Source organism: Caldicellulosiruptor changbaiensis, assembly GCF_003999255.1.
Classification (GTDB): domain Bacteria; phylum Bacillota; class Thermoanaerobacteria; order Caldicellulosiruptorales; family Caldicellulosiruptoraceae; genus Caldicellulosiruptor; species Caldicellulosiruptor changbaiensis.
The window spans coordinates 1,131,076-1,143,321 of record NZ_CP034791.1; the positions used below are offsets into that span (position 1 = coordinate 1,131,076).

13 protein-coding genes are annotated in these 12,246 nt (G+C 35.6%); all 13 read left to right on the forward strand.

The genetic code is table 11. From position 1 onward, the window contains the following. The first annotated feature begins 6 nt into the window (after positions 1 to 6). Complete coding sequence (locus ELD05_RS05420) at positions 7 to 1,887, forward strand: YgiQ family radical SAM protein (protein ID WP_127351632.1); 1,881 nt, start codon at positions 7 to 9, stop codon at positions 1,885 to 1,887. Beyond that, entirely contained in the window at positions 1,823 to 2,692 is an 870-nt protein-coding gene (gene folD / locus ELD05_RS05425; protein WP_041722587.1) for a bifunctional methylenetetrahydrofolate dehydrogenase/methenyltetrahydrofolate cyclohydrolase FolD, read from the forward strand. Before ELD05_RS05420 ends, folD begins: the two co-directional genes overlap by 65 nt. Positions 2,693 to 2,720: 28 nt before the next feature. Further along, complete coding sequence (gene rimO, locus ELD05_RS05430) at positions 2,721 to 4,043, forward strand: 30S ribosomal protein S12 methylthiotransferase RimO (RefSeq protein ID WP_127351633.1); 1,323 nt, start codon at positions 2,721 to 2,723, stop codon at positions 4,041 to 4,043. Then, positions 4,043 to 4,591, forward strand: coding sequence for a CDP-diacylglycerol--glycerol-3-phosphate 3-phosphatidyltransferase (gene pgsA / locus ELD05_RS05435; RefSeq protein ID WP_011917654.1), 549 nt, complete (start codon positions 4,043 to 4,045; stop codon positions 4,589 to 4,591). The genes rimO and pgsA overlap by 1 nt, the downstream gene beginning before the upstream one ends. A gap of 14 nt (positions 4,592 to 4,605) precedes the next feature. Then, positions 4,606 to 5,841, forward strand: a complete 1,236-nt coding sequence (locus ELD05_RS05440; protein ID WP_127351634.1) for a competence/damage-inducible protein A — start codon at positions 4,606 to 4,608, stop codon at positions 5,839 to 5,841. Positions 5,842 to 5,903: 62 nt separating this feature from the next. Beyond that, positions 5,904 to 6,974, forward strand: coding sequence for a recombinase RecA (recA, locus tag ELD05_RS05445; protein ID WP_039764479.1), 1,071 nt, complete (start codon positions 5,904 to 5,906; stop codon positions 6,972 to 6,974). Further along, positions 6,958 to 7,560 carry a regulatory protein RecX gene (locus ELD05_RS05450; protein WP_127351635.1) on the forward strand — a complete coding sequence of 201 codons (603 nt, stop codon included), beginning with the start codon at positions 6,958 to 6,960 and terminating at the stop codon, positions 7,558 to 7,560. The genes recA and ELD05_RS05450 overlap by 17 nt, the downstream gene beginning before the upstream one ends. Before the next feature lie 85 nt (positions 7,561 to 7,645). Next, positions 7,646 to 9,211, forward strand: coding sequence for a ribonuclease Y (gene rny, locus ELD05_RS05455; RefSeq protein ID WP_127351636.1), 1,566 nt, complete (start codon positions 7,646 to 7,648; stop codon positions 9,209 to 9,211). An 87-nt stretch (positions 9,212 to 9,298) separates the two neighbouring features. Then, positions 9,299 to 10,078, forward strand: coding sequence for a TIGR00282 family metallophosphoesterase (locus ELD05_RS05460; RefSeq protein ID WP_127351637.1), 780 nt, complete (start codon positions 9,299 to 9,301; stop codon positions 10,076 to 10,078). Between the two features lie 177 nt (positions 10,079 to 10,255). Next, positions 10,256 to 11,122: an AAA family ATPase gene (locus tag ELD05_RS05465; RefSeq protein ID WP_307720921.1), complete on the forward strand. Its 867-nt coding sequence runs from the start codon at positions 10,256 to 10,258 to the stop codon at positions 11,120 to 11,122. Between the two features lies 1 nt (position 11,123). Beyond that, positions 11,124 to 11,609: a stage III sporulation protein AB gene (locus ELD05_RS05470; protein WP_241243625.1), complete on the forward strand. Its 486-nt coding sequence runs from the start codon at positions 11,124 to 11,126 to the stop codon at positions 11,607 to 11,609. A 21-nt stretch (positions 11,610 to 11,630) separates the two neighbouring features. Next, the gene (gene spoIIIAC, locus ELD05_RS05475) at positions 11,631 to 11,831 is read left to right on the forward strand and encodes a stage III sporulation protein AC (RefSeq protein ID WP_039764475.1); all 201 of its coding nucleotides are present in this window, start codon (positions 11,631 to 11,633) and stop codon (positions 11,829 to 11,831) included. Between the two features lie 14 nt (positions 11,832 to 11,845). After that, positions 11,846 to 12,232, forward strand: a complete 387-nt coding sequence (spoIIIAD, locus tag ELD05_RS05480; protein WP_127351639.1) for a stage III sporulation protein AD — start codon at positions 11,846 to 11,848, stop codon at positions 12,230 to 12,232. The last annotated feature ends 14 nt before the right edge of the window (positions 12,233 to 12,246 follow it).

Below are 12,246 nucleotides of genomic sequence, written 5' to 3' on the forward strand. Positions count from 1 at the left end.
GGTATTGTGGCTTTCTTGCCAATCTGCAAAGAGGACATGAAAAGACGCGGCTGGGATGAGCTTGACTTTGTGTTTGTATGTGGTGATGCGTATGTAGACCATCCTTCTTTTGGACATGCTATAATCTCGAGAATAATTGAGGATTTTGGATTCCGAATAGGAATTATTCCTCAACCAGATTGGAAAGATTCAAAGAGTATTACAATATTAGGTAGACCACGTATTGCTTTTTTAGTGTCAGCTGGGAATCTTGATTCAATGGTTGCGCATTATACTTCATTCAAAAAACCGCGAAGTCAGGATTATTACTCACCTGGGATGAAGATGGGTTTGCGTCCTAACAGGGCTACAATTGTGTATTGTAATCTCATAAGAAAGGAATATGGTGATATTCCCATTATAATTGGAGGAATCGAGGCATCACTCAGAAGGTTTGCTCACTATGATTACTGGTCTGATAAGGTAAGAGCATCTATCTTAATTGACAGTGCAGCTGACCTTCTGATATTTGGCATGGGGGAAAAACCGTTATTTGAAATTTTACCAAGGCTAAAAAAAGGCGAGGATTTAAGACAAATTAAAGATGTGCAAGGAACGTGTTATGTTGCAAAAGACCTTTCTCATCTTGAAGGAAAGGATTATATAGTTATTGACAGCTATGAAAAGGTAAAAGAAGACAAGGAGGCATACGCAGAAGCATTTGCTATTCAGTACAGAGAACAGAATCCTTTTACGGGTAGGATAATTGTGCAGCCTCACAAAAACCTGTATCTTGTTCAAAATCCACCTGCAAAGCCTCTTACAACAGAAGAATTGGACTATGTGTATTCTTTGCCATATGAACGTAATTACCATCCAATCTACGAAAAAGATGGCGGAATTAAAGCTCTTGAAGAGGTAAAATTTAGTATTGTTTCTCACAGAGGATGTTTTGGTGGATGTAATTTCTGTGCTCTGCATTTTCACCAAGGAAGAATAATTCAAAAGAGAAGTGAAAAGTCAATCTTAGAAGAAGTAAAAAAGCTCACCAAGCTTCCTGATTTTAAGGGGTATATTCACGATGTTGGAGGCCCAACTGCAAACTTCAGAAATCCTGCTTGCAGTCTTCAGCTTGAAAGAGGTGCTTGCAAAGACAGAGGGTGTCTGTTTCCAACACCTTGTAAAAACTTGGTTGTGGACCACAGGGAATACTTTGAGCTGCTCGAGAAGATAAGAAAAATAAAAGGTGTAAAAAAAGTGTTCATTCGTTCGGGAATAAGGTATGATTATCTTTTACTTGACAAGAATTATGAAAAATATCTCGAAGAACTTTGTCGCTATTATGTTTCTGGCCAGTTAAAAATTGCACCTGAACATATTTGCAATAATGTGTTAAAATATATGGGTAAACCATCAAAAGAAGTTTATGAGAGGTTTGTAGAAGAATATTTTAAAACTAACAAGAAACTTAAAAAGAAACAGTTCATAATTCCCTATTTGATGTCAGGGCATCCAGGGTGTACATTAAACGATGCAATTGAACTTGCTCTTTACTTGAAGAAAAATGGTTTTATTCCTGAACAGGTTCAGGACTTTTATCCAACACCAGGAACAGTTTCAACTACTATGTACTATACTGGTTTAAATCCTTTTACATTAGAAAAGGTATATGTACCCAAAACCTTGAAAGAAAAAATGATGCAAAGGGCGTTGCTTCATTTTAATAATCCTGAAAATTATGATCTTGTGTATGAAGCATTAAAACTTGCAAATAGGGAAGATTTGATTGGCTATGGGAAAAACTGCTTAATTGCTCCAAAAAAACAAGACGGGGGTAAGAGAAGTGTCAGCAAAGATAATCGACGGCAAAAAGATGGCACAGAGAATAAAAGAGGAGGTAAAAAGTGAGATAGAAAAGTTAAAAGAAAAGGGAATAGAGTCAACATTGGCTGTTGTAATTGTCGGCAATGACCCTGCTTCAAGAAGTTATGTTAATTCAAAAAAAAGAACGTGTTTAGAGCTGGGAATAAATTCAGTAGAGTATGCACTGGATACCACTACGACTCAAGAGCAGCTTGAAAATCTTATTGAAAAGCTAAATCAGGATCCAAAGATTAATGGTATTTTAGTACAGCTTCCATTACCAAACGGTTTGGATGAGTCAAGAGTTTGTAAGAAAATTTTGCCTCAAAAGGATGTTGATGGTTTTCATCCTATGAATGTTGGTATGCTTGCAACAGGTATAGATTTTGAATATAGTATCAAACCATGCACACCATTTGGTGTGATAGAACTTTTGAAAAGAGAAAATATAGAAATCAAAGGGAAACATGCGGTTGTGATAGGACGCAGCAATATAGTAGGAAAACCTTTGGCCCTCTTACTTCTAAGGGAAAATGCTACTGTGACAATATGTCACTCTTACACAAGGGATTTAAAAGACATATGCAAGACTGCAGATATATTGGTTGCGGCAGTGGGCAAGCCAAAATTTGTAACTGCTGATATGGTAAAAGAGGGGGCTGTTGTAATTGATGTTGGAATAAACAGGGATGAGACCACAAAAAAGATAGTAGGTGATGTAGATTTTGAAACTGTAAGAAGGGTTGCATCTTACATAACGCCAGTACCAGGTGGTGTTGGACCAATGACAGTTGCGATGCTTATGAAAAATACACTTTTTGCAACACTACTTCAGAACGGGCTTATATAAAAGATAGTAAAAAATGGAGGAGTTTAGTTTGGTAAAGGTTGGTTTTGTATCACTTGGGTGTAACAAAAATCTTGTTGACAGTGAAATAATGATGGGGGCGTGCAAAGAAGCTGGGTTTGAGATCACACCAAATGCTGAAGATGCTGATGTCATTGTTATTAATACATGCGGGTTTATAAATGATGCAAAACAAGAGTCGATTGACACCATATTAGAAATGGCTGAGTACAAGAATAAAAAGTGCAAATTTTTAATAGTCACAGGATGTTTATCACAACGCTATAAAGACGATATTTTAAAAGAGCTGCCAGAGGTTGATGCAATCCTTGGTGTAAAAGAGATGTTGAAACTTCCAGATGTAATCAAAAAACTTTATGAGGGGGAGAGCAAACTCCAAGTATTTGACGACAAACCTACATTTATCTATACAAGCTCAACGCCACGCCTTATTGCAACCCCTAAGTTTTATGCCTACATAAAAATAGCAGAAGGTTGCAACAATAGATGCTCATATTGTTCAATACCGTTGATTAGGGGAAATTACACAAGTAGATATATAGATGATATAATTCAGGAGGCAAAAAGGCTTTCTGAGGATGGTTATAAAGAGATTGTACTCACTGCTCAGGATACAACAAAATATGGAATAGATATATATCAAAAAAAGATGTTAGCAACATTGCTTCAAAAATTAAGTGAGATTGATAACATAAAATGGATTAGATTTTTATACTCTTATCCAGAAGACATTGACGATGAGCTTTTAAATATTGTAAAGAGTCTTCCAAAAGTTGTTAAATACTTTGATATACCAATTCAGCACATTAATAACAGAATATTAAAACTAATGAACAGAAAGACCTCATCGGAAGGTATTAAAGAGCTCATTCAAAGAATAAGGTCAGCATTTGATGAGGTTGTAATAAGGACAACAGTTATGGTTGGATTCCCAACAGAGTCAGAAGATGAGTTTGAAGAGCTTTATGAGTTTGTCAAGTGGGCAAAGTTTGATAGGCTTGGTGCATTTATGTATTCCCAAGAAGAGGGAACACCTGCTGCTGATTTACCACAAACAGATGATGAGACAAAGGTCAAAAGATATGAAAGGATTTTAAATCTTCAAAGAAAGATTTCACTGGAAAGAAATAGAAAGAGAATTAGCAAAAAGTATGAGGTTGTTATAGAAGGCAGAGATAGGAATAACTTTTACATTGCGAGAAGCCAATTTGAAGCTCCTGAGGTTGACGGGAAAATTATTGTGTTTTCTAAGCGAAAACTTTTACCTGGAGAGTTTGTAGTTGTAAAAATATTGGATGCGTTTGAGTATGATTTGGTAGGAGAGGTAATTTGATGAATATTGCTAATATAATTACAAGTATAAGGATATTGTTGATTCCTATATTTATGTTCTTTTTACTCAATTATAACATTTCATATTCAAAAGTGATAGCCGCAGTTATTTTCATTATTGCAGCTATAACAGACAGTCTGGATGGGTATATTGCGCGCTCTAAAAAGATTGTAACTAATTTTGGAAAATTTCTTGACCCGCTTGCAGATAAGCTGTTGATTACAGCAGCACTTGTTGGACTTGTTGAACTTCAAAAGATTTCTTCTTGGATAGCTATGATAATAATTGGACGAGAATTTATTGTAACAGGGCTTAGAATGGTTGCTGCTGCAGAAGGTATAGTAATTTCTGCTAACATTTGGGGAAAGTTAAAGACGATAAGTCAGATTATTGCAATAGTGTTACTTTTGGTTGACAACTATCCTTTTAGATTTCTAGATTTTCCTTTTGACAAGATAGCTTTATGGGTTGCTGTGATACTCACTATCTATTCAGGTGTTGACTATATACGGGTTAATTGGAGAGTAATAGACTTTACGAAAAAGTGAGGCGATTTTTCAAGATGATGGCTGAGATAATCTGTGTTGGTACAGAGCTCTTGCTTGGTCAGATAGTGAATACAAATGCACAGTATCTTTCGCAAAGGTTAGCAAGCTTAGGAATAGACTTATATTTTCAGACAACAGTTGGTGACAATTTAAATAGGCTCAAAAGTGCTATCGACATCGCACTCAAAAGATCAGATATACTTATCTTTACTGGTGGACTTGGACCAACATCTGATGATATTACAAAGGAAGCTGTGTGCGAATATTTTGGAAAGAAGCTTATACTAAATCAAGAGGTTTTGAATAAGATTGAAGAGTACTTTAAACACCGTGGTGTAAAGATGCCAGAAATTAACAAAAAACAGGCATATGTTCCTAAGGATAGCATCATATTGGAAAACAGGCATGGTACTGCACCGGGACTTATAATTGAGAAAGATGGTAAAATAGCAATTTTACTGCCAGGTCCACCATTTGAGATGCAGCCCATGTTCGAAGAGTATGTTGTGCCTTATTTAGAAAAATTCTCTAAAGAGAAGATATATTCAAGAGTTTTAAAATTCATCGGAATTGGTGAGTCATCTATTGAAGAGAGGTTAAGTGAACTTATACACAACCAGTCAGACCCGAGCTTAGCTTTGTACGCAAAACCATTTGAGGTTGAACTGAGAATCTCAACGAAAAAAAGTAACGGAGCTTTAGCAAAAGATATACTTGACCAAATGGAAAGCAAGATAAGAGCTTTGCTTGGTGAGTATATCTATGGTATAGATAATCAGACTTTAGAAGAGGTTGTAGTTGAGATGCTTTTGCAAAAAGGTCTTAAGGTTTCTGTAGCAGAGTCATGTACAGGTGGACTCATATGTAACAAAATTACAAATGTTCCTGGTGCGTCAAATGTTTTTGACAGAGGTTTTATAACATACTCAAATGAAGCAAAGGTAAAAGAGCTGGGAGTATCAGAAGAAACATTAAAGAATTTTGGTGCTGTGAGTCATGAAGTAGCTAAGCAGATGGCTCAAGGTGCTCTAAAAAATTCTTTGGCAGATATTGCAATATCCACAACTGGAATTGCTGGACCAACTGGAGCAACAAAGACAAAACCAGTAGGGCTTGTATATATTGGAGTTGCTACAAAAAATTATATTGACAGTTTTGAGTTTAGATTTTCAGGTGATAGGCTTAGGATTAAAGAGACTGCTTCAAAGGCTGCTTTAGACATTCTCAGAAAGACCATAATTAATTATTGAAAAGTTTGCTTCAAAATTATATAATAATTCTAAACATTTGTTCGAAAAGTTGGAGGTTTAAAATGGAAAACTTAGATAAGAAGAAAGCCTTAGACAGGGTAATCATGGAGATTGAAAAGGCATATGGCAAAGGTGCCATTATGAAACTTGGCGAGATGGCCAAAGAAAACATTGACGTAATTCCAACAGGAGCACTTTCTTTGGACATTGCGCTGGGTGTTGGAGGAGTTCCACGAGGAAGGATTGTAGAGATATACGGTGCTGAGTCATCTGGTAAAACAACAATTGCACTACACATAATAGCAGAGGCGCAGAAGATGGGTGGTGAAGCAGCGTTTATTGACGCTGAGCATGCTTTAGACCCATTTTATGCAAAAAGGCTGGGGGTAGACATAAACAATCTCATTGTCTCTCAGCCAGACAGTGGTGAGCAGGCGCTTGAGATTGTTGAAGCACTTGTGAGAAGTAATGCGATTGATGTTATTGTTGTCGACTCGGTTGCAGCACTTGTGCCACAAGCAGAGATTGATGGAGAGATGGGAGAGGCCCATGTTGGACTTCAAGCAAGGCTTATGTCACAAGCACTAAGAAAGCTTGCAGGGATTACAAGCAAAACAAAGACCACAGTTATATTCATTAACCAGCTAAGAGAAAAGGTTGGTGTGATGTTTGGCAATCCTGAGACAACACCAGGTGGTAGAGCGCTGAAGTTCTACGCATCAGTCAGGCTTGAGGTCAGAAAAGGCGAGATTATAAAACAGCAAGGTCAACCAATTGGAACAAAAGTTAAGGTAAAGGTTGTTAAAAACAAGGTTGCGCCTCCGTTCAAAGAGGCTGAGTTTGATTTAATATATGGTGAAGGAATATCAAAGGAAGGAAATGTTTTGGACGTTGCAGTCAACATTGACGTCATCCAAAAGAGTGGCGCATGGTATACTTACAATGGTCAAAAGATAGGACAAGGCAGAGAAAATGCAAAACAGTTTTTAAAAGAAAATCCTGATATTATGCAAGAGATAATTGAAAAGATAAAACAAAATGCAAATCTTGCGTTTGAGAAGATAAAGACAACAGCTGAAATACCCGAAGATGACTTTCTTTTAAGTGGTGAAATAAATGAGGATATTGGATAAAAAGTTACATGGTGAAAGGTATTTGATAATCCTCGAAGATGGAAGAGAGTTTGCGATAGACAAGGATATCTATTTTGAAAAAAGAGTATATGAATTGGAGGATATTGATGAAAAAACTCTTAGTCTACTTATTTTTGAGGACAATCTAAAAAAGGCAAAACAAGATCTTGTTGGCTATCTTACAAGGTATCCAATGAGGTCTGAGTTCATGTATTATAAACATCTGCTTGACAAAGGATATGATTCAGCTACTGCTGCTGAGGCGGTAGCTTATTTTGTTAAGATAGGGTATATTGATGAGCTTTCTGCCGCCAAAAAACTTGTGGCAAAGTATCAAAGGTCTAAATCCAATCTTCAGATAGTAAATATTCTTAAGAAAAATGGATTTAAAAATTCTACAATCTCTCAACTAAATCTCAGCCCTGAAAGTGACTTACGGCTTCTTGATAAACTTTTACAAAGAAAGCTAAGACATCTCAAAAAGCCTGACAATAAAGAGATTTTGAAATTAATAAAATGGTTTGTTGCAAGAGGATATGATTACAATACAATAGTAGAAAAAATTAGGGAATACTTAGATTATTGAAAAATCACTGTTGTTGACACTCTGTGCAAAAAGTAATAAAATTTAATTGTGACAGTTTTAAGACTTCCAAGCTAAAAAGAAGGAGGTGCAAAAGATTAGTGATACATTAAAGTTAATAATTACTGCAGGAGTCAGTATAGCTCTTGCAATAGTTGCCTTTTTCTTGGGCTATTTATATAGAAAAAAGATTGCAGAAAAGACAATAAAAAGTGCTGAACAAGAAGCCCAAAGAATTGTCGAGGAGGCAAAAAAACAAGCCGAGGCATATAAGAAAGAAGCAACACTCTTAGCAAAAGAAGAGATTCACAGAGCAAGAAGCGAGTTTGACAGAGAAGTAAGAGAAAGGCGTGCAGAGCTTCAGAGATTTGAAAGAAGGCTAATCCAAAAAGAAGAGATGCTTGATAAAAAAATGGCTGCTGTTGAGGAAAAAGAAGAGCAGTTGAATCAAAAAATAAAGGATGTGCAAAAACTACAAGAGGAAATAGAACTATTAAAACAAAAGCAGCAGGAAGAGCTTCAAAGAATTTCTGGACTTACCCAAGAAGAAGCACGCCAGATTATCCTAAAGAGTGTTGAGCAGGATGTAAAACACGATGTTGCACTTATGATTAAGGAGTTAGAACAACAAGCAAAAGAAGAGGCTGATAAAAAAGCCAGAGAAATCATTGCACTTGCTATCCAACGATACTCTTCAGATTATGTGGCAGAAAACACTGTATCTGTTGTAACATTACCAAATGACGAAATGAAAGGTAGAATAATAGGAAGAGAAGGAAGAAATATCAAGACATTTGAAACTGTCACTGGAATTGATCTAATTATCGATGACACTCCAGAGGCTGTGATTCTTTCAGGATTTGATCCTATAAGGCGTGAGATTGCAAAACTCACTTTAGAAAAGCTGATTTTGGATGGTCGAATCCATCCTGCGCGAATTGAAGAAATGTATGAAAAAGCTAAACGTGAAGTTGAAAACAAAATTTGTGAAGAAGGCGAAAGAGTTGTATTTGAACTTGGTATTCACAACCTTCACCCAGAGCTTATAAAGTTGATTGGTAAGCTTAGATACAGAACAAGTTATGGTCAAAACGTACTTGCTCACTCTATCGAGGTTGCAAACATTGCAGGTATCATGGCAGCAGAACTTGGACTTGACCAGAGCATTGCAAAACGAGCAGGGCTTTTGCATGACATTGGTAAAGCTGTTGACCATGAGGTTGAAGGTTCTCATGCTTTAATTGGTTATGACCTTGCAAAAAGGTATAAAGAAACAAACCCTGATGTCCTGGAAGCGATTGGTGGACATCACGGAGAGATGGAAACAAGGTCAATTTACAATGTGTTAATTCAAGCTGCTGATTCAGTTTCAGCAGCACGACCAGGGGCAAGAAGAGAATCTCTTGAGTCGTATATAAAGAGACTTCAGAAGCTTGAAGAAATTGCAAACTCATTTGATGGTGTTGAGAAAGCATATGCTATTCAAGCAGGTAGAGAGATAAGAATTATGGTAAAACCAGATCATGTCAGTGACGATGATATTGTCATAATGGCAAGAGAGATAGTGAAAAGAATTGAAAGTGAGCTTGATTACCCTGGACAGATAAAGGTAAATGTCATTCGTGAAGTTAGAGCTGTTGAATATGCAAAGTGAGAAAGAAAAGCGTGTTTTGTTCAAGCTTTTGAACAGAACACGCTTTTTATAAATCCTTTTTTAGTTTAAAAAATTTGGAGGTTTGGAATGAGATTTTTAGCAATAGGCGATGTTGTTGGAAGGCCAGGAAGAAATATTCTCAAGAATTCCCTCTCAAAGGTCAAGGAGAATTATAGGATAGACATTGTTATAGCAAATTGTGAAAATGCAGCTGGTGGAAATGGTCTTACCAAAAAGGTTGCTGATGAGCTATTTGATATAGGAATTGACATTATGACAATGGGCAATCATGTATGGTCTAATAAGGAGATTTTTTCATTTATAGACAGTGAGCAGCGTATCATAAGGCCTGCAAACTATCCGGAAGGTACAACACCTGGTAGAGGTTATAACATTTTTGAAAAAAACAATATTAAGTTTGCGGTGATAAATCTGTGTGGGCGTGTGTTTATGGACAACTTTGATTGCCCGTTTAGAAAAAGTGACGAGATTTTAAAAAAGCTTGACATAAATATAATAATTGTAGATTTTCATGCTGAAGCAACATCTGAAAAAATTGCTTTAGGTTTTTACCTTGATGGACGTGTTTCTTGCGTGTATGGTACACATACACATGTCCAAACAGCCGATGAAAAGATTCTTCCAAACGGGACAGCGTATATCACAGATATTGGAATGACTGGTCCTTGTGATTCAGTTTTAGGGGTTGATAAGGAGATTGTAATTCAAAAATTTGTTACTATGTTGCCTGTCAAGTTTGAAGTGGCCAAAGGAAAAGCTCAGTTCAATGGAATTGTGTTTGAAATTGATGATTCAACTGGCAAAGCCATTTCTATTGACAGAATTAGCTTCACTTTAGAAGAATAATTGAAAAAAAAAGAGGCTGCAGGGAAAAGAGTTTTGTAGCCTCTTAATTTTTTTTCATAAAATTGCAGGTAACATAATAATTATTTACTATAAAACAAATGAATAAGGATGTGATTTACTATTGTAAAACTCAAAACTAATTCTATACATACTCTTTTAGAAAAACTCCCTTGTGAGATTTACAGTAATATACAGAAAAGATTTCAACAGGAAGGTACTTCCAAAATCAATGAAATAAGGATAAATTTATTTTGTCCTCTTATTGTTTTGGGAAATGAGGAGTATATCTTTGAGAATTTGATAATAACAAAAGAGCTTCTCCACTCAGCTATAAGAGCGCTTACTAACAACTCTTTATTTAGTTATGAAAGAGAGATTCTTCAAGGCTATTTTACTATAGAGGGTGGACATAGAATAGGTGTTGCTGGTAAATTTACTTCAGATGGTAAAAGAATAATTTCGCTAAATTCTATCACAGGTCTTAATATAAGAGTTGCAAAAAGCATTGAAGGAATTGGCATTAAGGTGATAAAGCATATTTTAAATCCATCAAAATCCATATATAACACTCTCATAGTATCACCGCCTGGCTGTGGTAAAACCACTCTTTTGAGGGATATTGTAAGGATTTTAAGCAATGGAGAAATTAATCTATCTTTTGGTGGTTTCAGAGTTGTTGTAATTGATGAGAGGTCAGAGATAAGCACATACTCACAAGAACAAAGCAAGCTTGGTACCAGAACATCTGTTTTAGATGGTGTGGACAAATTAAACGGTGTGTTTATGGCAATCCGAAGTCTAAATCCACAGATAATTGCTATGGATGAGCTTGGCGGTCCTCAAGACTATTTAGCAGTGGCTGAAGCTTCTAAAATGGGTGTAAAAGTCATTGCAACTATGCATGGGGAAAATCTGCATGAACTTAAAAAAAGGACGTATTCAAAAAGGGTTCTTGAACAAAATGTTTTTGAAAAGGTGATATTTTTAAGTTCTAAGGATGGTCCAGGTACAGTAGAAGAAATAATAACATTGGGTGATAAATAAGATGATGTTAAAGTTAATTGGTTCAAGTTTAATAATTTTCTCTTCACTTCTCATTGGGTATTCTAAAACTTTAAAGTTAAGAGAACAACTCAGGATAATAAACCTTTTTATAAACTTTTTTAGTTTTGCAAGGGCTGATATTTTAACAACGCGCCTCACACTTTTTGAAATTTTAAATAGATTTAAATCAAAAGTATTTTCTGCACATACCACTATTTTGGAATATTATTATAAGCAGAATGGAAAGGCTCTTTTAGATGTGAAAAATGTATACCAGCTTGATGAAAATGTGCACAAGCTTATACTAAACCTTTTTAACTCAATTGGTTACTCTTCTATTAGTGAGATAGACAGGATAATAGATGAGGGTATTAGGGAGCTGCGGGAATATTATGAAATTCACAAAGAAAAGTACAACAAAAACTCGAAAATGTTTACTTTGCTTGGTCTTTTTTGTGGAGTGTCAATTTGTATATTACTTTTATAAGATGTTGAGGTGTGGCTTTGAATGAATGGAATAGACTTGATATTTAAAATAGCTGTAATTGGAATAATACTTTACCTTGTAAATCAGGTACTTGTCAAGGCAGAAAAAGAAGAACTTGCAATGATGACAACTTTGGTTGGAGTTATAATTGTACTTTTTCTAATTATTGACCTCATTAAAAGATTCTTTGATACAGTAAAGTCTGTATTTAATCTCTTTTAGGTTGAGTGGTAGAGATGGAGATATTTAATATAGTCGTACTTTGCATAGTTTCCATGCTTATAGTGAGCATTTTAAGAAGAACTCAAAAAGAAATTGCAATCGTAATAACTGTGATATTTGGCGTTTTGGTGTTTATCTTGGTTGTTGACAAGCTTGCCTATATTGTAGAAAAGATAACAGAGATGAGCACAAAAATCTCATATGCAAATACCTATATAAAAACTTTGCTTAAGATGACAGGGATAGCTTTAATCTCAGAATATACAGCAAGTGTTTGTAAAGACAGTGGAGAAAAAGCAATTGCGAGAAAGCTTGAGTTTGCAGGAAAGATTTTGATACTATTTCTCTCTCTACCTTTAATTTTGGGTTTGTTTGAGGTAATATTAAAGTTTCTAAAATAAGTAAAAGGAAAATC